The organism is Kosakonia sp. (assembly GCF_032104925.1).
Taxonomy (GTDB): Bacteria; Pseudomonadota; Gammaproteobacteria; order Enterobacterales; family Enterobacteriaceae; genus Kosakonia.
The window spans coordinates 68622-91181 of sequence record NZ_DAMCGF010000008.1 but is presented as its reverse complement, the minus strand read 5'-3'; the positions used below and the strand labels follow the sequence as shown (position 1 = coordinate 91181).

The 22560-nt window shown below is 54.2% G+C and carries 21 protein-coding genes; 13 read left to right on the top strand and 8 right to left on the bottom strand.

The window, feature by feature from the left end; genetic code table 11:
• Positions 1–4: 4 nt before the first annotated feature.
• On the bottom strand, positions 5–1027 hold the full coding sequence (locus RT644_RS16710) for a LacI family DNA-binding transcriptional regulator (protein ID WP_313627321.1): 1023 nt from the start codon (positions 1025–1027) through the stop codon (positions 5–7).
• Complete coding sequence (locus RT644_RS16705) at positions 1024–1782, bottom strand: ribonuclease Z (protein ID WP_313627320.1); 759 nt, start codon at positions 1780–1782, stop codon at positions 1024–1026. The genes RT644_RS16710 and RT644_RS16705 overlap by 4 nt, the downstream gene beginning before the upstream one ends.
• Positions 1783–1934: 152 nt before the next feature.
• Here RT644_RS16705 and RT644_RS16700 point away from each other — a divergent pair, with 152 nt between their 5' ends.
• The 5 genes from RT644_RS16700 (at position 1935) to RT644_RS16680 (ending at position 7041) form a co-directional block, all read left to right on the top strand.
• A complete protein-coding gene (locus RT644_RS16700) occupies positions 1935–2918 on the top strand; it encodes an ABC transporter ATP-binding protein (protein ID WP_313627319.1) in 984 nt (327 codons plus the stop codon).
• A 31-nt stretch (positions 2919–2949) separates the two neighbouring features.
• Complete coding sequence (locus tag RT644_RS16695; protein ID WP_020456147.1) at positions 2950–4095, top strand: extracellular solute-binding protein; 1146 nt, start codon at positions 2950–2952, stop codon at positions 4093–4095.
• A 62-nt stretch (positions 4096–4157) separates the two neighbouring features.
• The gene (locus RT644_RS16690) at positions 4158–4988 is read left to right on the top strand and encodes an ABC transporter permease (RefSeq protein WP_045511793.1); all 831 of its coding nucleotides are present in this window, start codon (positions 4158–4160) and stop codon (positions 4986–4988) included.
• Positions 4988–5809, top strand: coding sequence for an ABC transporter permease (locus RT644_RS16685; protein ID WP_313627318.1), 822 nt, complete (start codon positions 4988–4990; stop codon positions 5807–5809). Before RT644_RS16690 ends, RT644_RS16685 begins: the two co-directional genes overlap by 1 nt.
• Positions 5810–5913: 104 nt before the next feature.
• Positions 5914–7041, top strand: a complete 1128-nt coding sequence (locus RT644_RS16680) for a hypothetical protein (protein ID WP_313627317.1) — start codon at positions 5914–5916, stop codon at positions 7039–7041.
• A gap of 319 nt (positions 7042–7360) precedes the next feature.
• On the opposite strand, the gene RT644_RS16675 is transcribed toward RT644_RS16680, so the two are convergent.
• Positions 7361–7642: a YjcB family protein gene (locus RT644_RS16675; protein WP_160271335.1), complete on the bottom strand. Its 282-nt coding sequence runs from the start codon at positions 7640–7642 to the stop codon at positions 7361–7363.
• A 526-nt stretch (positions 7643–8168) separates the two neighbouring features.
• Between RT644_RS16675 and RT644_RS16670 the strand changes: the two genes are divergently transcribed.
• On the top strand, positions 8169–9572 hold the full coding sequence (locus tag RT644_RS16670; RefSeq protein WP_313627316.1) for a sensor domain-containing diguanylate cyclase: 1404 nt from the start codon (positions 8169–8171) through the stop codon (positions 9570–9572).
• 342 nt (positions 9573–9914) lie between these two features.
• On the top strand, positions 9915–11486 hold the full coding sequence (locus tag RT644_RS16665) for an EAL domain-containing protein (RefSeq protein WP_020456154.1): 1572 nt from the start codon (positions 9915–9917) through the stop codon (positions 11484–11486).
• A gap of 7 nt (positions 11487–11493) precedes the next feature.
• Here the strand turns inward: RT644_RS16665 and soxS are convergent, their stop codons facing one another.
• Positions 11494–11817 (bottom strand): superoxide response transcriptional regulator SoxS, encoded by a 324-nt coding sequence (gene soxS, locus RT644_RS16660; protein ID WP_017459478.1) that lies wholly within the window; start codon positions 11815–11817, stop codon positions 11494–11496.
• Between the two features lie 81 nt (positions 11818–11898).
• On the opposite strand from soxS, the gene soxR reads away from it, so the two are divergent.
• The 4 genes from soxR to RT644_RS16640 all read left to right on the top strand — a co-directional run bounded on the left by soxR (position 11899) and on the right by RT644_RS16640 (position 16760).
• Positions 11899–12357 (top strand): redox-sensitive transcriptional activator SoxR, encoded by a 459-nt coding sequence (gene soxR, locus RT644_RS16655; RefSeq protein ID WP_017459479.1) that lies wholly within the window; start codon positions 11899–11901, stop codon positions 12355–12357.
• A 267-nt stretch (positions 12358–12624) separates the two neighbouring features.
• Positions 12625–13293 carry a glutathione S-transferase gene (locus tag RT644_RS16650; RefSeq protein WP_313627315.1) on the top strand — a complete coding sequence of 223 codons (669 nt, stop codon included), beginning with the start codon at positions 12625–12627 and terminating at the stop codon, positions 13291–13293.
• Positions 13294–13592: 299 nt separating this feature from the next.
• Entirely contained in the window at positions 13593–14942 is a 1350-nt protein-coding gene (ghxP, locus tag RT644_RS16645) for a guanine/hypoxanthine transporter GhxP (protein ID WP_017459481.1), read from the top strand.
• 171 nt (positions 14943–15113) lie between these two features.
• Positions 15114–16760 (top strand): Na+/H+ antiporter, encoded by a 1647-nt coding sequence (locus RT644_RS16640; RefSeq protein WP_020456156.1) that lies wholly within the window; start codon positions 15114–15116, stop codon positions 16758–16760.
• 48 nt (positions 16761–16808) lie between these two features.
• Here the strand turns inward: RT644_RS16640 and RT644_RS16635 are convergent, their stop codons facing one another.
• Entirely contained in the window at positions 16809–17702 is an 894-nt protein-coding gene (locus tag RT644_RS16635) for a LysR family transcriptional regulator (protein ID WP_313627314.1), read from the bottom strand.
• A gap of 100 nt (positions 17703–17802) precedes the next feature.
• On the opposite strand from RT644_RS16635, the gene RT644_RS16630 reads away from it, so the two are divergent.
• Both RT644_RS16630 and RT644_RS16625 read left to right on the top strand, forming a co-directional pair.
• Positions 17803–18213 carry a CidA/LrgA family protein gene (locus tag RT644_RS16630; protein WP_313627313.1) on the top strand — a complete coding sequence of 137 codons (411 nt, stop codon included), beginning with the start codon at positions 17803–17805 and terminating at the stop codon, positions 18211–18213.
• Entirely contained in the window at positions 18206–18895 is a 690-nt protein-coding gene (locus RT644_RS16625; protein ID WP_020456159.1) for an LrgB family protein, read from the top strand. The genes RT644_RS16630 and RT644_RS16625 overlap by 8 nt, the downstream gene beginning before the upstream one ends.
• Positions 18896–18925: 30 nt before the next feature.
• Here the strand turns inward: RT644_RS16625 and RT644_RS16620 are convergent, their stop codons facing one another.
• From RT644_RS16620 to RT644_RS16610, 3 genes are all read right to left on the bottom strand, one after another.
• Positions 18926–20221, bottom strand: coding sequence for a Gfo/Idh/MocA family oxidoreductase (locus RT644_RS16620; protein ID WP_313627312.1), 1296 nt, complete (start codon positions 20219–20221; stop codon positions 18926–18928).
• A gap of 151 nt (positions 20222–20372) precedes the next feature.
• Entirely contained in the window at positions 20373–22022 is a 1650-nt protein-coding gene (gene actP, locus RT644_RS16615) for a cation/acetate symporter ActP (protein WP_045511824.1), read from the bottom strand.
• Positions 22019–22333, bottom strand: coding sequence for a DUF485 domain-containing protein (locus RT644_RS16610; RefSeq protein ID WP_170956342.1), 315 nt, complete (start codon positions 22331–22333; stop codon positions 22019–22021). Before RT644_RS16610 ends, actP begins: the two co-directional genes overlap by 4 nt.
• Between the last annotated feature and the right edge of the window lie 227 nt (positions 22334–22560).

Genomic DNA, 22560 nt, shown 5'->3' with positions numbered 1-22560 from the left:
ACTCTTAGCCAATTTGTGGCGATGTTTGTCGGTGAATCAGTGTCACCTTAACCCACTCAACGCGGGAAGGCTGTAAAGGATTTTTCGCCCGCTCCAGCAGGCGCGTCAGCGTTCGGTTGGCTATCTCCGCCACGTCCTGATGCAGCGTGGTTAACTGGTAGCTGAACTGGCCGCTCTGCGGCGTGTTATCAAAACCTATCAGGTGAAAATCGTCTGGCGCGAATTTTCCGCGCTGGCGCATGCCGTCGAGAAAACCGCAGGCTAACTGCGCGTTGGCGCAAAATATGCCCTCCGGCAGATCTTCATCACTCTGTTGCGCGGCCTGAAAACCGCCGTCGTAACCCTCTTCGCGCGCGTCATACCAACGCACTTGCTGCTGGGTATCCACGCCGAGTTGCTGCAACGCCTGGAAAAACGCCTCGCCGCGCTGAATACCCGCCCAGGTTGATCCGCAATTGTTGAGCCAGCCAAAACGGCGACAGCCGGAGTGATAAAGCTGTTCAGCGGCCTGACGTGCGCCGGAAACGTTGTCGGAACAGACGAAATCGACCAATGGAATATCCGGGTGGCGGTTGATGCCGACCACCGGAATGCGCTGGCTGACGCACTCGTTCACTATCGCTTCTGGCGGTTGGCCGGAGGTGACGATCACGCCGGAGACGCGAAACTGGGTAAAACGGCGCAGCGTGGTGACCAGATCCTGCTCGCCGGTGATCTCGGTGACCAGCGCCTGGTAACCACGGCGCTGAATTTCATGCAGCAAGCCTTCCAGCAGGCTGCTGCGAAACGGGTCGCCAATGCGCGCGACAATCACGCCAATCAAGTGGCTGCGCTGGCGGTTAAGCCCCTGGGCGAGGAAATTGACCTGATAGCCAAGCTCCTGCGCGGCGCGCAGCACTTTCTCTTTGGTGGCGGGCGAAATACTGCCGTTGCTGCTCAGCGCGCGCGACACCACGGCGCGGGACACGCCCGCGCGCTTCGCCACGTCTTCGGCGGTTACTGCTTGTTTGCGTAAACGCTGGCTCACACTTTCCCCTCCGCACGGCGGCTGAGATCGGTGGCGAAACCATCGTGGCTGAGAAACAAACCCGGATACGCCGTGCAGGCTTGCTCAATCGCGGGCAAGGCGTCGTCGTTGCAGTGGTACAACCCCAGGCGCGGTAAACGCAGTTGGCCGAACAGCGCCAGGCAGCCGGGAAAATCGCCGTGCGAGGCGTCATTGGGCAGCGCCGTTGCCGAAGCGCACTCCTGAAACGCCAGCGTCGCGTTGTGCATCAGCGCGATGCTTTCTGGCGTTGGGCGTCCGTCGCCGCTGTAGAACAGCGTGTGACCATCCGCTTCGATTCGCAGGGCGAGATTGGGCAGTTCATGGTGCGTAAACGCGGTGCGCATGTGCCAGCCTTGCCACTGCCATTCGGCTTCGCTGTCGCGCCAGTCAATGTCGAAACAGAGGGTGCTTTCCGGCCAGTTAGCGAGGCTCGCCAGTTTTATCAGTACCGGGCGCTGTTCGCGCTGCGACCAGATGATCAGCGGTTTACGACGCTGAAAACTTTTCCAGTAATTCAGCAGCGCAGTTAGCCCGGTGCAGTGATCCGGGTGAACGTGGGTGAAGTAAATGGCGTCGATGTCGTTTACGTCGCCGCCGCGCTGCCACAGCGCGCGCGGGATTGTCGGGCCACAATCGATCAGCAACTGGCGATTTTCGTTATCGATAACGCGGATTGCCGAGGTGTTTTGCTGCAATGAGAAGGCGCTACCGCAGCCCAGAACATCTATTTTCATTTCGCCCCACCAAATTTATTGCGCACTTAATCAAACTGTCACAAATAGACGACAAAGTAGGCTCACATAATGTCGGTGCAACGTTGCATTTTTTTTGCAAATAAATGAACACGTGTTCATCGGCGAAAGAAAAGCTGAAGAAAGGAACGCCCGTGAGTTATTTACAGATTGAAAAACTGAAAATTGGCTATGGCGAAAATATCGTTCTTCACGATATTCATCTCGCTGTGGAAAAGGGCGAAATGATTGCGCTGCTTGGGCCGTCTGGTTGCGGAAAAACCACGTTGCTCAACGCGTTATGTGGTTTTATTCCGGTGCGAACCGGCGTTATTGCCGTTAATGGTCGGGATATTACTTACAGCACGCCAGAGCAGCGAAATATTACCATGGTGTTTCAGAGTTATGCCTTGTGGCCGCATTTTACCGTCGCGCAAAATATTGGTTATGGCTTAAAAGTCCGCCGCGTTAAAAAAGAGGCGATTGCGCAACGCGTGCAGGAATTATTAAAAATCGTCAACCTTGAAAATTATGCGGATACAAAAGTGACGGCGCTTTCCGGCGGCCAGCGTCAGCGCGTGGCGCTGGCGCGCGCATTAGCCATTGAGCCGGATGTGCTGGTGCTCGATGAGCCGCTGTCGAACCTGGACGCCAAAGTGCGCCTCAATGTGCGCCACGAGATCAAAGCGCTGCAGAAAAAGCTCGGTTTCACCTCGTTAATCGTCACGCATGACCAGCAAGAGGCGCTGGTGATGGCCGACAGAATTGCGGTGCTGAATAACGGGCGCATCGAACAAATGGGGACGCCGGAAGATATTTATCACCGCCCGGCAACGCCGTTTGTCGCGGATTTTATGGGCGCGGATAACTGCATGACGCGGGCTGATGCGGGCGGGGAAACGCTCTATTTTCGCAGTTCGGACGTCAACATGCACCGCCCGTTAACGACGCCGGAGCAGCCGGGCCTGGTACTGAATGGTGTGGTGGAAGAGAGCGCGTTTCTCGGCCACCAGTATCGTCATAGTGTGCGCTGCGAGGGGCAGATTTTTCTCGCGGATTCCACACAGTTCTGGCCTGCCCGAACGCCGGTGATTTTGCACGTGTCGGAAACGGCGCTGCATGTTTTTGCAACCTCTTAAGCCAACCAACACACTTTTCCTGGGGATTATCATGTCAGTAAAACCGAAACTTGCTGTCATCGCCGCACTCTGTTTGGGTGCAGTTCACACCGCCAGCGCCGAAACGGTTCTCAATGTGGCGACGGCGGGCGATCAAAACATGGTCGACTACGTTAAAACCTGGCTGGGCCCAAAGTTTGAAGCCGCGCATCCGGGCGTAAAAGTGCAGGTGGTCGGCACCGGGCCGGGCGATGCGGGTTCAAACAAGATTGTCGAAAAACTGACGGCGCAACAGCAGAGTGGCGCGAAAAGCTGGGATATCGACGTCGCGGTTGTGCACCAGGCGGCGGGGGGGCAACTGGTGGAAAAAGGGCTGCTGGAGAAATACCGCTCGTCCATCAACACCGGTTCGATGGTGACGGCAGAGAACGCCAAAAACGCGCTGGGTGTTAACGTTGATGGCTATGTAATGCCGATGTTTTTGAGCCAGACGGCCATCGCGTATAACAGCGAGCTGATTAAAACCCCACCGAAATCCTACGACGAGCTGGTGCAGTGGTCGGCGAAAAACCCGAAAGCCTTTGGCTATAACGGCATTAAAAACGGCATGTCCGGCGTCAGCTTTGTGGTCGGCTGGATTTACGCTTACGGCACTGATGCGGCGCGTCTTTCCGCGCTGCCGTATGACAAAAGCGTGGAAAAAACCTGGAGTCAGGCGTTCGCCAGGCTGAAAGAGTTCAATAAAAACGTCACTTTCACGCCGGGTAACGCCGGAACGCTGGATATGCTCAGCCGGGGCGAAATCACCATGGGGCCGGTGTGGGTCGATATGTTCTATAGCTGGAAAGATCAGGGCAAAGTACCACCGTCGATCAAACTGGCGTTAATCGCGCCGGGGATGCCGGGCCAGCCAATGTATTACGTTGTTCCGGCACATGCAGCGCAGGCCAAACTGGCGCAGGAGTTTATTGCGCTGGCGACCAGCCCGGACGTGCAGGCGCAGGGCATTGTGAAGCAGTTCAACTGGTATCCAGGAATTGACGCGAAATACGTGAAAGAGAAACTGGATGCAGCTACCTGGCAGAAACTGTTTGCAGAAATCTCGCCGGATGATTTAGCGAAATACGGCAAAAGTTTCCCGATCACGCCGTACTTTGACGATATCAAAGAGGGCTACGAGAGCCAGGTTTCTAACTGACTGACGGACATGCCTGGGCATTTCGCCCGGGCATTTTTTTGCTGTGATTATTCAGGTTCACCATGCGACACGCCTTTAAATACTGCTTACTGGTAGGCCCGGCCACGCTGCTGATCGCCGTCTTTTTCCTCTGGCCGCTGGGTTTTTCGCTGATTTCCGCGTTTACCAGCGATACGCAGCCTTTCACGCTGGCGCACTTTGATAAAGTCTTTGCGCTTTACTCGAACGATATTCTCTTTACCGTGCTTATCGTGCTGGTTTCACTGGTGATTCTGGCGCTGCTGTCGATAACAATTTCCGCCATTATCGTGCTGTCGCCGTTTCGCGGCATCGTGAAAGCGCTGGCGTTTTTGTACCGCCTGCCGCTGTTTATTCCCTTTATTGTTACCGCGCAGATGATGCGCACCTTCCTCGCCAAAAACGGGCTGATGAACAATGTGCTGGTGGCGAGCGGGCTATTAACGCCAATGGACACCACCTCGCTGCTGGGCTGGAGCGGGATCATTATTACCTTTGTCTGGAAGCAGATGGCGTTCTCGACGTTACTGATTTGCGGCGCGATGTCGGCGGTGGAGCCGTCGCATATTCTGGCGGCGAAAAACCTCGGCGCGTCGCGTTTACGCATCCTGTTCGACATCATTTTGCCGCAGGTGCTGCCGACGATTGGCGTGGCGATGGTGCTGTCCACGGTGACGATGATGTCGGTGCTTTCCGTGCCGCTGATGATTGGCACCGGCACGCCAACCATGATGACCGTCGATATGGCGTTTCGCGTGAACTCGTACGGCGATTACCCGGTGGCGAATGCGATGGGGGTGATCTCCTATCTGATTTGCGCGGCGCTCTCCTGGTTCTATTTACGCCACAGCCTGCATGCGAAAGGAGCGCAGTGATGACCACGTTTCGACAAAAACTCCGCGGCAGTTTTCTGCTGCAAACTCTGTTGCTCACTTTTCTGGTAGTGGCGCTGTTTGGCCCGCTGCTGAATCTGCTTATCTGGACGGTGGCGGAAAGCTGGTTTTTCCCGCACACCTTGCCGAGCCAGTGGGGATTGAAATACTGGAGCCAGGTGTTTAGCCCTTACAGCGATGTCTCGGGATCGCTCTCCATTAGCGTGCTGATCGCCGTGCTGTCGGTGCTGGTTTGCCTGCTGATTTCTGTTCCGGCGGGTTATGCATTGTCGCACCGAACCATGCCGTGTCGCGCCTTCTTTATGCTGCTGTTTCTCATCCCGCAGGCGTTTCCTAACCTGACGGTGTATATGAACGTGGCGCGGCTGTTTTATCAGTGGGGACTGAACGGTACGGTGGCGGGCGTGGTGCTGGTGCATAGCGTGCACGGCTTGATGTATTCGATCTGGATAAGCGTGGCGGCGTTCTCTTCACTCGATCCGCTACTGGCGCGCGCCTCGCGCAACCTGGGCGCCGGGCCGGTATACACCTTCATCCATATTATTTTGCCGCAGGCCGCGCCCGGGCTGATTGCCGCCAGCATTTTTGTCTTCCTGGAATCGCTGGATGAGTTTACCGCCACCTTTTTTGTTGGCGCACCGGATATCACCACGCTGCCCATTTTGCTCTATACCGCCAGTATGTCGGGCAACTACCAGGTGTCATCCATTACCGCGCTGATCCTGCTGGTGCCATCGGTGCTGTTTATGCTGGTTATCCATAAATTTATGCGCCCGGAGATGCTGTCGAAACTGGGGAAATAATTATCTGACGACGTCACAAAAAGGCGTGTGCCGGGCCACTTAATAGGTAGCTGTGGCGCGACGCTACCAGCCAAAACAAGACGGCAACAGTCGGAGGAGAAAGTATGGATATCAAAGGCCCGGCAGCGATTGATGTATTTAAACCTTATGATATTTCCCCTTACGAAGACAAAACACTCAGAGCGGTTCAGCTGGAGCCTGCCTATACGCCCGCAAAGGAGTCTTTTCAGGCGTTTCAGCAGCGGCATTATGCGTGGCGAACCGGTGATAAACAGGCCGATATTTCCCATGTCCCCAAAGATGAAGGCAAGATACCGTTGCCCACGCTGGGCGAAAGTTTGCAAGAGATTTTCCTGGGCGCGGTATTGGGCGGGCCGCTGCCGGAATTCCCGGGCGGAGTGCGATCGCTTCCCGGTGCCGGCGCGGCGCGGCTTGCTGAACGACCTTCTGGCACAGCTAAAGGCCCGCACGGTGAAATCAACGTCGCTATTGCGGAGTCGAAAATGGCGGTGGCAAGGCCATTAAATCCCGCTACGGAAGCGAACGTTTCCGGCAGTAAGCCGTTAAGCCACGCCATACCTGACGCCTCTGGCCCGGACGTATTACATGTTTCATTACCGCAAGCGGGAGGAAAAAATTTTTCCGAGGCCATGGCGTCGTCAAAACTCAACATCAAACAATTCGCTGATATTGCTAAAGTTGGCGCGGATGTGGGTGAGAAAGAGATGGGGAGGGTGACATTATCCGGTGAAATCAATATCGTGCGTCGCGATGGCCCCTTAAATGATCCGAATATGTATATGTTTTTCACCGACAGCTATAAGGGCGAGCCGCGGCTGAATATCATTGGTCATGGCATTTTTACACCAAACGGTGATAGCACGACCGGCCTGCAGGTCGCTGGTGGTATTAAAGGGCCGTTTGATGTGGCGCTGGATACGCTGGAACTGGCTGGCGATGTGAGGTTTAAAAACATCCGTTGCTTTAGTTGTCACGGGGCGGAAGGCGGCATTGATTCCTTCGCACAAAAACTGGCGAATTACACCGGCGTGCCGGTAAAAGGTTATCACGGTTCGGTCACCGTTGGCGGGCATGCGGACGGTTCAAATATGGTCGTGATAAAAAATGAGATGGACGCGCTGTTCTATTTCGGCAAGCGCGAAACGACGCATTACCAACCGCAGAAATTCCACCCGCTCTGGCGACCGTGGGAAACCCGTATCCTTGAATAAAACAATCGTTGTGCTGAAGTGAAAGCGCAGATGCCCGCGAAGCTGAGTCCTGGTGGGCATTTGTATTTTTACGTCCTGCTTCGGCGAATGTGCATTCCCGTTTACCACCCCTGGCTGGCAATAAGACGGCTTATCCGCCCGATCCCTCTATTAAATCAAATAGATGTGTACCGATTTACGCACCGGTGAGCCATTATGCCAATGCCAGTAAAGATCGGCCGCTGGCGCAGATCCTGTGATTATATTTATGCGAAAGGGCGTCGGATAGAAAAATGACCCCCAGAGGAAATAAAAAAGCGCCCGCAGGCGCTTTAAGCAATCACGTTACGATCATCGGCCACTCGGGTGGCGCTTTTTGCGCGATCTCTTCCATCACGACGAGCAGGTTGTGCCAGGTCGTGGAAAGATCTATCGTCGTAATACCCAACAAACCGGTAGCGAACCAGCATGCCGCCGCTAAGCCCATGCCGCTGCTGATCACTGCCAGGCCAATATAATCAGCACGACGGAAGCGAATGTTCAGCGTACTGGCCATAAACATCAACACTGCACTCAGTAACTGCCAGCGGAGAAGCACGACGCTGGCGGTAAAGGTAGCCATCAAACCATCCTCAGAAAGACCGAATACCGGGCGGACAAGCACGTTGCGCGAGTGGCAATGCTGAAGATCCGCGAATAACACAACGAATTGAAACGGCGTTCCCCGTTTCAAGAATGTGTGAACTATATCACATTTGTTGATTTATTCGCCAGTACAAAAAGCGTGCTTTTTGCATCGTGTTGGTTGTGTTTTATCCGAAAATATATCGCCAATGTATTTATGTATGCACGGGAATTAATGTTTTTTTCATCTAATACATTTGAGTGATATTTAGCATCCTAATTGCCACAACGTTTACAGGTTGTGTCGCATATATTATGCTTTTGAGGATAATCTTATTAGCCTGTGAATGATGATTCAGGGTTTTGATCTTTATCGATATATTCTTTTTCATCACGTCCTGTATGCGTGAGGAAGATATTTGTGCGCGCAGTTGCGCTAACTGAATTGATGGCCGCCTCTTCTTTTTTCCTGATGACATCATTTTAAGCTGGTTTCGCGTCTTATAACCTGCGAATGAAAAAATATGAAAATAGAAAATTCCGCCGTGCCGCCAGGGGACGCTGATGCGGCGTTGTCGGTTCTGGCCAGGCTGATGCCCTGGCTCACTGCGCAACGCTCAATGGAAGAGATATTACGCGCGATCAATGCAGCACTTGGATCCACGCTTGCGTGGGTGGTTATCCGGCAGGATGACGCGTGGCAGCTCGTCAGCTCAGGGTCGCCGGGCTGCACGTTGCAGGATGTACAAATCTTTCTTGAGCAGTCTCAACTGCAACGACATCAGCGCGCCTGGCGAGTCATTTGCTGGCGGCGACATGCCGGTGATTTATTATTTCCGCATCATGAAATAGCGGCCAGAAAATTACGCAGCGGTATTTTATGTAAATTGAATTATAAAGAGTCTGGAGTCGACGGTTATTTCTTTTTGGCATTTTCGCAGTCCTTGCACTCTTTATCCATCGTGAAAAATGTCGTTATTGTTTTGGTCGAAAAACTAAAAAATTATCTTGCTGAAATTGTCGCCAGGGAACGTACGGCGAAAGAGATGCAGCGTATTGTGACGCAATATAAAGCGTTATTTGAACGCGCCCCGGTTTTAATGAACTCGTTTGATAAAAGCAATCGCTGCATATTATGGAATGGTGAGTGCGAACGCGTATTTGGCTGGAGCATGAATGAGCTCAATCAGCAGGCCGATCCATTAGCGTTATTTTTCCCCGATCCCGAGGTACGGCAAAAAGTTCGCGCTTCGGTTAATACATCGCCGGCCGTCGACATGCATGAATGGCACCCGGTACGACGTGATGGCCAGGTGCTGACGGTACTCTGGTCAAATATTCAACTACCGGATCACTCTGTGCTGAGTATTGGGCTTGATATTACCGAGCGTAAAAAAGCGGAGCGGCAGCTGGAAATGAAAGCCACCATTGACGATCTGACCGGTTGTTATAATCGTTTTTCTATGTTGCGGAAGTTAAAAGAGGCGCTGGTGGCCTGTCGCCCGGACGAACCGCGCAGCCACTTTAGCCTGCTGATGCTGGATCTTGATTATTTTAAAAATATCAATGATCGCTGGGGGCATTTAACAGGCGACGCCGCACTGATTCATTTTTGCGATCAGATCCGTGAACATTGCGATCCGTCATATATTTTTGGTCGTTTAGGCGGTGAGGAATTTCTGATTTTAATGCCGCATACCCACAGTAAAATGGCGCTGCGTTTTAGCCAAAAAATCCGCGCGTCACTGGCGCGAAATCCATTGTTTAGCAATGGTGAAAAGATAGCCTTATCCTTTAGCGCTGGTTTAGTATTCGTCACCGGTGAAGAGTCCGATACTTCAGTTTTACTTACGCTTGCGGATAACGCCCTGTACGATGCGAAACGCGCAGGCCGCAGTCAAACCGTGGTGGTTGGCGCTTTTTTATAAATAAAGAAGAAATTATGAAGACTTCGCAACGACAGATGAAAAAATACGCGAATGGCGTGCCTTTTTTTTATCCTGCGGCCAGTTTAACTTAATCAGCGATACTCTGTTGTATTAAGTTAAAACACCCCCATGCGAATGGATTAATATTTTCCTTAATATAAACATTGGGCACACTCTGAGTTTGCTTTATGGTCGCCTGTTTCGGTCATAACCAAATATTAGGTTTTTAATGAGAAAAGTCAGTTGCTAATGTCGTTTGATTCATGCAACGTAATCACCTGTTTATCAAAGCATCCTGCCAAACATTAAAAAGGCGCTTTAAATGCATGGATATAGGCGGACATGAATCATAGCGTGCGTCGCAAGATGCTCAGCGTCGTCGTGCTCATCACGGTAGTTCTTCTGCCGCTGATGTTGTCGCTATGGTTTGCGCATATTCGTGCGGTGAAAGAAACGAGTGCCCAGCTTCAATCGTTTGCCCAATTAGCGCTAAATAAAACGGAGCGCGTTATCCAGCAAGTGGATACGGTTCGCAGCGCCGCGGAAAAATACCACGGACAAATTTGTGCGCCGGAACATCGCGCGGCCATGCTCAATATCGTCCGCAGCAGTATGTATGTTTCGGATTTAATTTATGCCCGTGGCGACCACTTTTTATGTTCGAGCGTAATAACGCCCACGCAATCGTATGCTATTTCACCAGCGGATTATAAACGCGCGCCCGATATCGCTATTTATTACTATCGTGATACGCCGTTTTACGCAGGCTACAAGATGGTGTACATGCAGCGCGGAAATTATGTCGCGGTGATTAATCCGCTCACTTACAGCGATGTGGCATCAGACAATCCTGATCTGGCTTACGGTATTTACGACACCGTTACGCACCAGTTTTTTTCCGTCAGCCAGAATGCCCACCTTAGTAAGTTAGCTACGCTGTTACGCACCGACGATTTAACATTCCAGCAGGATCAGCGCTTTTATACCATTGCGCGTTCGGAGAATCGTCCGATCGCGATTATTGTTTCGACATCGAGTGACCACTATTTTCAGGCGCTTTATCACCAGGCCACTTTAACGCTGCCGCTGGGCGTGATTGGTAGCGTTATTCTGCTATTAATATGGTCGCGAACACGGCAGGAGTTTAACTCTCCACGCCGTATGCTCCACCGGGCGTTAACCCGACGCCAGCTTCGCCTTCATTACCAACCTATTATCGATATCAAAAATGGCACCTGCGTTGGTGCGGAAGCGTTGTTGCGCTGGCCGGGGTTTAATGGACCGGTCATGAGCCCGGCGGAGTTTATTCCGCTGGCAGAAAAAGAGGGCATGATTGAGCGTATTACCGATTATGTCGTCGACGAATTGTTCAGCGATCTGGGCGATTTCCTGGCAATGGTGCCGCAACTTTATATTTCAATTAACCTCTCCGCCTCCGATTTTCACTCCTCGCGCCTGATTTCATTGATTGCCAATAAAGCCAAGATGCATGCGGTACGCGCCGAGCAGATTAAGATTGAAGTGACCGAGCGCGGGTTTATTGATGTGCCGAAAACCACGCCGGTTATTCAGGCGTTTCGCCAGGCGGGTTACGAAGTGGCGATTGATGATTTCGGTACTGGTTATTCTAATTTGCACAACCTGTACTCGCTGAATGTCGATATCCTGAAAATCGACAAATCGTTTATTGATACGCTAACGACGAACAGCACCAGCCATTTGATTGCTGAACACATTATTGAGATGGCGCAGAGCCTGCGTCTGAAGATTATTGCGGAAGGGGTCGAGACGGCGGAGCAGGTCACGTGGTTGTTAAAACGCGGTGTGCAGTTCTGTCAGGGGTGGCACTTTGCAAAGGCGCTGCCGTCACAGGAGTTTAAACGCTGGGTACAGCAGCCACCTTCGTTAAAGTGATAACTCATCAGGCCTGGTGTCGGTAATCGCTGGGTGTGCGATCAAACTCCCGGCGAAAGACGCGCGAAAATGTTTGTTGCGAGACATATCCCAAATCCATCGCGATATCAAAAATAGGCCGCTGCGTGGTTCGCAGCGCTTCCGCTGCCAGCAGTAAACGGCGCTGGCGAATGTAGTCACCCAGCGTTTGATGCATCACGGTGCGGAACATCCTCTGTAAATACCATTTCGAATAACCTGACTTTCTGGCGACTACATCAATGTTCATTGGTTGGTCGATATGTTCATCAATCCATTCAATAAGTGTCTGAATAATTTGCTGATGGGACATATGGCTTCCTCATTTCCCGATTCGTCGTTTTGTCTGGAAGCGAGTATAATTCCTCAAGTTAACTTGAGGTAAAGAGGTTTTATGGAAAAGAAAACGCCGCGTATTAAAGCCTTACTCAGCCCCGGTGAAGTGGCGAAGCGCAGCGGGGTTGCCGTCTCTGCGCTGCACTTTTATGAGAGCAAAGGCTTAATCAAAAGTACCCGTAATACCGGCAATCAACGGCGCTATACGCGTGATGTGCTGCGCTATGTGGCGATCATCAAGATTGCCCAGCGCATTGGTATTCCGCTGGCGACCATTGGTGACGCGTTTGGTGTGTTGCCGGAAGGGCATACATTAAGCAAGAAAGAGTGGAAACAGCTGTCGTCACAGTGGCGTGAAGAGCTGGACAGGCGCATCCATACGCTGGTGGCCTTACGTGATGAGCTGGATGGTTGCATCGGCTGTGGCTGTTTGTCGCGCAGCGATTGTCCGCTGCGTAACCCCGGCGACCAACTTGGACAGCAGGGCACCGGCGCGCGCTTGCTGGAAGACGACTGAAACGTACAAAAAACTAAAGCGCCCGTTGGGGCGCTTTAGTCGTTTTCCGGTCTTTGTCTTTCTCTCTATCCCGCTCAGTTACGGGAGGGTTTCCCCCGACACCAGCACCCCTCAGTATGTTGGAGGTTCCGGGTTGTGCTGACACTTTTAGTGTAGGCCACAGCGGCATAATTGCTACTTTTTTGAGCAATTATTTTTGTCTTTTTTTTCACCGCTGCAAGTGCGGGTTTTCTATAGTTAATGTGTATGAATTCTCTGGAGAAAAATATGCTTACGGTGCATCACCTTAATCAGTCTCGCTCCCAGCGCGTGCTCTGGGCTTTGGAAGAATTGGGCGTGCCGTATCAAATTGTCCGTTACCAGCGAGAAAAAACAATGCTGGCCCCGGCATCCCTGAAAAAAGTGCACCCGCTCGGCAAGTCACCGGTGGTGGAGGATGAAGGGCTGATCCTCGCCGAATCCGGGGCGATCCTCGAATATTTGCAGGAAACTTACGACCCTGAGCAACGCTTTAAACCGCAGGAGACAAAACAGAAGCTGGATTACCGTTTCTGGCTGCACTACGCCGAAGGTTCGCTAATGCCAGTGCTATTAATGAAACTGGTGATGAACAGCCTGGGTAAACCCCCGGTGCCGTTCGGGATACGCAGTGTGGGCAAACTCCTCGCTAAGGGTGTCGATAAAGCGTTCCTGAAACAGCAAATTGAAAACCATGCGCGCTTTATTGAAGGCGAACTGGCGCAGAAAAGCTGGTTTGCAGGACATCAGCTGAGCATGGCCGATATTCAGATGAGTTTCCCGGTGTTTGCGCTGCTGGCTCGCGGTGGCGTGGAGGATTTGCCCAACTTACGTGCGTGGAAAAAACGGGTCGAGATGCGTCCGGCATGGCAGCGCGCCATTGTGCAGGGTGGGCCATTTGATCTGCCTGGCAGCTAAAAATGATCGGCAAATGTTGCAAAGTTGCGCACCGACGATAACGTTTGCGCATCTGACGCCCACTTCTTCGCCGCTTCGCGCGAAATTTAGCGAAAAGCGGCAAAGTTCAGTTGAAAAGCGCCATATAAACGCTGGATAATCGTTTGCCTTTTTTTGACCAACCGTTGTATGCGCGGAGTTAAACGTTTGCTTTTTTGTGACCCTTTGTCACAACGCAGCCCAGGGAGATGACGTTTAACCGGCAGTGGACTGTCCACCACGCATGCCAACGCACAATAAAATTCTCAGGGGATGTTTCTATGTCTACGCCTTCTGCGCGTACCGGCGGTTCGCTTGACGCACTGTTTAAAATTTCTGCCCGTGGCAGCACGGTTCGTCAGGAAATCGTTGCCGGTTTAACCACCTTCCTGGCGATGGTCTATTCGGTCATCGTCGTACCTGGCATGCTGGGTAAAGCCGGTTTCCCACCGGCGGCTGTGTTTGTCGCCACCTGCCTGGTAGCCGGTGTCGGCTCCATCGTGATGGGCCTGTGGGCGAATCTGCCGCTGGCTATCGGTTGCGCTATCTCTCTGACCGCCTTTACCGCGTTCAGCCTGGTGCTGGGCCAGCATATCAGCGTACCGGTCGCCCTTGGCGCGGTGTTCCTGATGGGTGTGCTGTTTACCGTTATCTCTGCCACCGGCATCCGTAGCTGGATCCTGCGCAACCTGCCGCAGGGCGTTGCGCATGGCACCGGTATCGGTATTGGCCTGTTTCTGCTGCTGATCGCCGCCAACGGCGTGGGTCTGGTTATTAAGAACCCGCTGGACGGCCTGCCGGTGACTCTCGGCCACTTTGCCAGCTTCCCGGTGATCATGTCGCTGATTGGTCTGGCGGTGATTATCGGCCTGGAAAAACTGAAAGTGCCGGGCGGCATTCTGCTGACCATTATCGGCGTGTCGATTGTGGGGCTGATTTTCGACCCGAACGTACATTTTTCTGGCATTTTCGCCATGCCGTCGCTCAGCGATGACAAAGGCAACTCGCTGATCGGCAGCCTGGATATCGTCGGCGCGCTGAACCCGGTGGTGCTGCCAAGCGTGCTGGCGCTGGTGATGACAGCGGTATTTGACGCCACCGGCACTATCCGTGCGGTAGCGGGCCAGGCAAACTTGCTGGGCAAAGACGGCCAGATTATCGATGGCGGCAAAGCGCTGACCACCGACTCCCTGAGCAGCGTCTTCTCAGGCCTGGTGGGTGCGGCACCGGCAGCAGTGTATATCGAATCTGCGGCGGGTACGGCGGCAGGCGGTAAAACCGGCCTGACGGCGATCACCGTGGGCGTGTTGTTCCTGCTGATCCTGTTCCTCTCTCCGCTCTCTTACCTGGTCCCGGCTTATGCCACGGCACCGGCGCTGATGTACGTTGGTCTGCTGATGTTGAGCAACGTGGCGAAAATCGATTTTGCCGACTTCGTCGACGCGATGGCGGGTCTGATTACTGCCGTGTTTATCGTGCTGACCTGCAACATCGTAACCGGCATCATGATCGGTTTTGCTTCGCTGGTAATTGGGCGCGTGGTATCCGGTGAGTGGCGCAAATTGAATATCGGCACCGTGGTGATTGCCATCGCGCTGGTGGCTTTCTATGCGGGCGGCTGGGCAATCTGACACCGCTTTTCCTCTTCCTGTGGGCAGAGGGCGTTGAGCATAAACCTTTACACAATGGGCAACTTCGGTTGCCCATTTTTTTGCCCACAGCCCGGTTTCTTTGCGTTAAGCTGAAGGCTCTGGCATCAAGGTCTGAGGCCTTTATAACAACACATCGCAAACAGGGAACGCATGGAAATATTTTTTACCATTCTCATCATGACCCTTGTCGTCTCGCTTTCTGGCGTCGTGACTCGTGTTCTTCCATTTCAAATCCCGCTTCCGCTGATGCAGATCGCCATCGGCGCACTGCTGGCCTTTCCCACCTTTGGCCTGCATGTGGAGTTCGACCCGGAACTGTTCCTGGTTTTGTTTATTCCGCCGCTGCTCTTCGCCGACGGCTGGAAAACGCCCACGCGCGAGTTCCTCGAGCATGGCCGCGAAATCTTTGGCCTGGCGCTGGCGCTGGTGGTGGTCACCGTGGTCGGGATCGGTTTCTTAATTTACTGGATGGTGCCTGGCATTCCGCTGGTGCCCGCCTTTGCGCTGGCGGCAGTGCTGTCGCCAACCGATGCCGTAGCGCTTTCCGGCATTGTCGGGGAAGGGCGCATTCCCAAGAAAATCATGGGTATTTTGCAGGGCGAGGCGCTGATGAACGACGCTTCGGGCCTGGTGTCGCTGAAATTCGCCGTGGCGGTAGTGATGGGCACCATGGTGTTCACCGTGGGCGGCGCGACGTTCGAATTTTTCAAAGTGGCGATTGGCGGTCTGCTGGCCGGGTTTGTGGTCAGCTGGTTGTATGGCCGCTCGCTGCGTTTTCTCAGCCGCTGGGGCGGCGATGAACCGGCAACGCAAATCGTGCTGCTGTTTCTGCTGCCGTTCGCCTCCTATTTGATTGCGGAACACATCGGCTTTTCCGGCATTCTTGCGGCGGTCGCGGCGGGGATGACCATCACCCGTTCCGGCGTGATGCGCACCGCGCCGCTGGCCATGCGTCTGCGCGCCAACAGCACCTGGGCGATGCTGGAGTTCGTCTTTAACGGCATGGTGTTCTTGCTGTTAGGCTTGCAGTTGCCAGGCATTCTGGAGTCTTCGCTGGTGGCGGCAGAAGCCGATCCAAATGTCGAAACCTGGATGTTGTTTACCGATATTGTGCTGATTTACGCCGCGCTGATGCTGGTACGTTTTGGCTGGTTGTGGACGATGAAGAGATTCAGCCAGCGTTTCCTGGTGAAAAAACCGATGGAGTTCGCCTCGTGGAGCGACCGCGAGCTGCTGATCGCCACCTTTGCCGGGGTGCGCGGGGCGATAACGCTTGCTGGTGTGCTCTCCATTCCGCTGTTGTTGCCGAGTGGCGATGTCTTTCCGGCGCGCTATGAACTGGTGTTCCTCGCCGCCGGGGTGATCCTGTTCTCGCTGTTTGTTGGCGTAATCGCGCTGCCTGCATTGTTGCAGCATGTTGAAGTACGCGACCACGCGCAGCAGTACAAAGAGGAGCGGATGGCGCGCGCAGCAACGGCAGACGTGGCGATTGTCGCGATTCAGAAGATGGAAGAGCGGCTGGCGGCAGACACCGAAGAGAACATTGATAACCAGTTACTCACGGAGGTGAGTTCGCGGGTGATCGGAAATCTGCGCCGCCGTGCAGACGGACGTAATAACGTTGAGAGTTCCCTGCAGGAAGAGAATCTGGAGCGCCGTTTCCGCCTGGCGGCACTGCGCTCAGAGCGCGCCGAGCTTTACCATCTGCGCGCAACCCGGCAGATCAGTAACGAGACGCTGCAAAAACTGCTGCACGATCTCGACCTGCTGGAAGCGCTGCTGTTAGAGCATAAGTAAACCCTGCGCCGGGCGGCCGTTTATGCGCTGCCCGGCCAGTTAACCCCGCTACTCGCTTTTCTCATCAAGCCAGAACCCTTTACAACATTGCAGCCACGCCTGCGCACTGCGGGAAAGATAAACCCCTTCGCGCCAAATCATTCCTAACTCCCAGCGCAGGTCGCTCTGCAGCGGGATCCAGCGCAGCGTGGTTTTATCCAGCCGCTGGCAGACCGGCTCCGGCAGAATGGCAATACCCACGCCCGCTTGTACCATCGCAGCGAGAAAATCCCACTGACCGCTGCGCACGGCGATACGCGGCTTCACGCCATGCTGTTGAAACAGCAGCATGAGCTGGCGGCTTAAGGCGAAATCTTCGTTGTAGATCAGCAGCGGATGCCCGGCGAGTTCCTCCGGCGTCACGACTTCACGCGCAAGCCAACTGCCGGAGCGCGGCACCAGCACGCACATTGCATGGCTGAACAGCGGCAGGGTAGCCAGGCCACTCTCTTCTTCGACCGGTAGCGCCGTCATCGCCACATCCAGTTCACCGTTGCTCACGGCTTGCTGTACGGTCAGACCGCCAAACTCGGCAATCTTCAGTTCCACACCGGGATAGCGCTGGCTGAAGAGGTTGATTGGCCCGGCCATCAGCATGCCGACCATCGGCGGAATGCCGAGGCGCAAAATCCCTTTGTTCAGGTGATTGATGTCGCCAAGTTCGGTTTCTAACTGGCGAAACTCCGCGAGGATGGCGATGCCGCGCTCATACACCACGCGGCCGGTATCGGTGAGTAAAAGTTTGCGCCCGTCACGAATAAGCAGCGTGCAGTTCAGCTCGTCTTCGAGATTTTTCAACATCTTACTGATGGTTGGTTGCGTCACAAACAGGCGCTCCGCCGCGCGGGTGAAACTTTGCTGGCGTACCACCTCCACAAAATAGCGCAGCGTTCTGATGTCCATAATTATTCCTTAGAACTATGTATGCGATGAGTTTAATTCATTTCAGTAGCGCATTGGGGCTCTCTATACTGGCCGCCTGCTTATTTGATGGAAAATCGTTATGGACGTGGCGTTAAGCCGTGTTACGCCTGCCCTTGTGCGTCGTTTACAGGTTCCGCTTCAGGTATTGCTTTATGCCGGGCTGTTTATCTTTGCGCAATACCTGGTTCAATGGCTGCATCTGCCGCTTCCTGCCAATCTGGTGGGCATGATACTGCTGCTGGGGTTAATACTTTGTCGGGTGATCCCGCTCAATTGGGTGCGTGCCGGCGCGCATTGGCTGTTGGCGGAAATGCTGCTGTTCTTCGTGCCTGCGGTGGTCGCCGTGGTTAATTACGCGCAACTGTTGATGGTGGAAGGCTGGCGCATTTTTATGGTGATCGGTTTGAGCACGCTGTTGGTGCTCGGTGCTACCGCCTGGGTGGTGGATAAAGTCTACCGCTTTGAACTCAGCAGGCTGAAAAATGAGTGATTTCGCTTTAAGCCTGCTGTGCCTGGCGATGACGCTGGTGTGCTATTTCCTCAATAAACGGCTCTACCGCCGTTTTCGTAAATTACCGCTGATGCCACTGGTATTCACGCCGCTGCTGTTGGTGTTAATGCTGGTGTTCGGCCATATCTCCTGGCAGGACTACATTGGTGAATCCCACTGGCTGATGTGGCTGTTGGGACCCGCGACCATCGCCTTCGCCGTGCCGGTGTATGACAACCTGGCGATTATTCGCCGTCACTGGATGTCGCTATCAGCGGGCGTAATCACTGCTTCGGTGGTGGCGGTGACCAGTTCGGTCTGGCTGGCGCGGCTGTTTACTCTGCCGGATGAGATCCAGCGCAGCCTCGCGGTGCGTTCAATCACTACGCCTTTTGCGCTGGCGGCCGCCGGGCCGATTGGTGGCCAGCCGGATCTGGTGGCGCTGTTTGTAGTGGTCACTGGCGTATTTGGCATGGCGGTTGGCGATGTGCTGTTTCTGCGCTTATCAATTCGTGAAGGTGTGGCGAAAGGGGCCGGTTTTGGCGCGGCCTCGCACGGCGCGGGCACCGCACGTTCTTATGAACTGGGGCAGCAGGAGGGCGTGGTCGCAAGTCTGGTGATGATGCTTTCTGGCGTATTGATGGTGCTGGCAGCGCCGCTGATCGCCAGCGTGATGTTTTAGCTCCCCGCCTGGCAACGGGGAGCCGGAAGGTCAGTGCTTTTTCAGCCTTGCGATCAGTTCGAACTCGTTAAAGTTAACCGGGCGTTGCTGCTGCATGGAAATGTTCCCGGCAATGCCGGTCAGAATCGACATCGCACCTGCGCGGTGATCGGCGGCGCGTTTCAGCGGGTCATTGCCCGGCGTGCCAAACAAGTCCGCCAGCATGGCGTTATCGCCGCCGCCGTGGCCGCCTTCGCCAAGGATAAAATCCGCTTTCCACGGTGCGGCAAACATCGGAAACACGGTGATGTCGCAGGATTCAAGGCTGCCTTCATTGGCGCGTTCGCCGCCGGCGTTAACGTAGGATTTCTCGACGATTTTCATCTCCAGCCGCCCCTGGCTGCCGTTAAATACCACGTTTAGCCCTTCCCACGGTAGATAAGTATTTAGCGAATAAGTGAGCTGGCACTGGTTCTGGTATTTCACCAGCACTGAAAGCGTGTCTTCAATGGTAATGCCGTCGCTGAATACGCTCTGATCGCGCCAGTAGTTATCTTCATGTTCGGCGTCGAGATAAAGCGCTTTTAATTGCGGATTGTCCGCCATATGCAGCGCGAAAGGATCATCGTGAGCGGCGGCATAGCCGTGCGTGCGCGGGTAAAATTGGCTAACGCCGCGTTTTTCGGCGTTCTCTTTGCCATAAAAACGCAGCCCGCCTTCGGCATACACCCGCTGCGGGTAGCTGTTGAGCCAGAAGTTCATCAGATCAAAATGGTGGGTCGATTTATGCACCAGCAGCCCGCCGCTGTTGCGTTTTTCCCGGTGCCAGCGACGGAAATAATCGGCGCCGTGTTCGGTGTTCAACAACCATTCGAAATGTACCGAATAAACGTCACCGATGGTGTTGTTCATCAGTAACTCGCGCACCTTACTGTGGTGCGGCGCATAGCGATAATTAAACGCCACGCGCACGGTTTTGCCGGTCTGCTCAATGGCATCGAGAATACGCAGCGCGCGCTGCTCGTCGATGGTCATCGGCTTTTCGGTGATCACATCGCAGCCTGCGTGTAACGCCCGCACAATGTAGTCGTCATGGGTTCTGTCCATGGTGGTGACGATAACAACATCTGGCCGGGTTTCGCGGATCATCGCCTCAAACTGCGCCGCTTTCCACGTGGAAACGGGCTGCGCGTCTTCGTTTTGTAACAGCTGGTTGGCGTAATCCATGCGCGTCTGGTTGCTGTCGCAAAACGCCACCATGCGGGCATTCTCTTTCCACTGCCCGCCAATGGCAGAAATATACAGCCCGGCGCGCCCACCGGTTCCCACTAAAGCATATTTTTTCATCACACCCTCTTCAGTCATAAATGAATTAACGTGCTGATGTATTAAAAACATTGTTTCAATAAACTGAGGGTACTGTAGCGCGCTGGTGGGAGAGGGGTAGCGAAAAGGCGGGAAAGTGTGATCCCCGGCCATTACTGACCGGGGAGGAGGGTTAATGAGCGCGGCCCTGCTCGATACCGATCCCGGTTTGCGAACGGATAAACTGCGCACGGAACTGTTCGCGCTCCAGTTTGCCGGCTTCGGTGTTGTCGGTGGCGGAGAAGATCCAGATACCGATAAACGCCACGGCGATGGAGAACAGCGCCGGATACTCATACGGGAACACCGGTGCGGCGTGACCAAGGATCTGCACCCAAATTGTCGGGCCGAGGATCATCAGGACAACTGCCGTCAACAGGCCCAGCCAGCCGCCAATCATCGCACCGCGCGTGGTCAGCTTCGACCAGTACATCGAGAGCAAAATGATGGGGAAGTTACAGCTGGCGGCGATCGAGAAGGCCAGCCCAACCATGAACGCGATGTTCTGTTTTTCGAACAGGATGCCGAGCAGAATGGCGACAATCCCCAGTATCAACACGGTGATTTTCGACACTTTCAGCTCCTGGCGTTCGGTCGCGCCTTTGCGGAACACGTTGGCGTAGAGATCGTGGGAAACCGCAGAGGCACCCGCCAGCGTTAACCCGGCGACCACCGCCAGAATGGTGGCAAACGCCACGGCGGAGATAAAGCCTAAGAACAGGTTGCCGCCAACCGCATCTGCCAGATGCACTGCCGCCATATTGTTGCCGCCAATCAGCGCGCCCGCCGCGTCTTTAAACGCCGGGTTTGCGCCCACCAGCATGATGGCGCCGAAACCGATGATAAAGGTCAGAATGTAGAAGTAACCCATAAACCCGGTGGCGTAGAACACGCTTTTACGCGCTTCGCGCGCGTCGCTGACGGTGAAGAAACGCATCAGAATATGCGGTAAACCGGCGGTGCCGAACATCAACCCAAGCCCGAGCGACAGGGCGGAGATCGGATCTTTCACCAGCCCGCCAGGGCTCATGATTGCCACCCCTTTCGGGTGGACAGCCATCGCTTCCGTGAACAGGTTATTGAAGCTGAAACCGACGTGTTTCATTACCATAAAGGCCATAAAACTCGCGCCGAACAGTAACAGCACCGCTTTGATGATCTGTACCCAGGTGGTGGCGAGCATGCCGCCGAACAGCACATACAGCACCATCAGCACGCCAACCAGCACCACGGCGACGTGGTAATTCAGGCCAAACAGCAGCTCAATTAATTTGCCCGCGCCGACCATTTGCGCAATCAAATACAGCGCGACAACCACCAGCGAACCACAGGCAGAAAGGGTGCGGATTGGGCCTTGTTTCAGGCGATAAGAGGCCACATCAGCAAAGGTGTAACGCCCCAGGTTGCGCAAGCGCTCGGCGATTAAGAACAGAATGATCGGCCAGCCGACGAGGAAGCCGAGCGAGTAGATCAGGCCGTCGTAGCCGGAGGTGTACACCAGCGCGGAAATCCCCAGGAACGAGGCTGCTGACATAAAGTCACCCGCTATTGCCAGGCCGTTCTGAAAACCGGTGATATTACCGCCGGCGGTGTAGTAATCGCTGCGCGAACGCACCCGTTTGGATGCCCAGTAGGTGATGTACAAGGTCAGCGCGACGAAAATGACGAACATAATGATCGCCTGCCAGTTGGTCGGCTGGCGTTGTACCTCGCCGGTGATGGCATCGGCGGCGTGAGCCGTAAAAGGAAGTGTGGCGGCCAGCGCCGTCAGGACTCTCTTCATGATGCTTTTACCTCGCTCAGAACCGCTTTGGTCAGACGATCAAACTCGCCGTTTGCCCGCCAGACGTACACGCCGGTCAGCACAAACGAAATCACAATCACACCGATACCAATCGGAATACCGCGCGTGACGCTGGTGCCTTCATGCAAGGGCGTACCGAGCCAGTGCGGGGCAAACGCGATCAGCAAAATAAAGCCGACGTAGATAATCAGCATGATGATGGAAAGCATAAAGGCAAACCGTTGCCGTCTTTCGACTAACTCCCTGAAATGCGCACTGTTTTCTATCTGTTGATAAATGTTATTCATCACAGAATTCTCCAGAGGTCTCCCCGTTGTCTTGCGCGCTGCCGGTCAGTTGGCCGCACGCGCCCGCCCCAGTCACATCGTTATCGTTGCGCCTGGGATATGCGCGTTTGCCGCTTTCCTGCAACACGAAATCCATTAGGAATTGTAGGGTGAGGTGGTTGTTTCCTCTCCTTGGAAGGAGAGCGTTATGGTTGCGTTTGCCGCCGGATAACACGCTTTCGCGCCGCTAT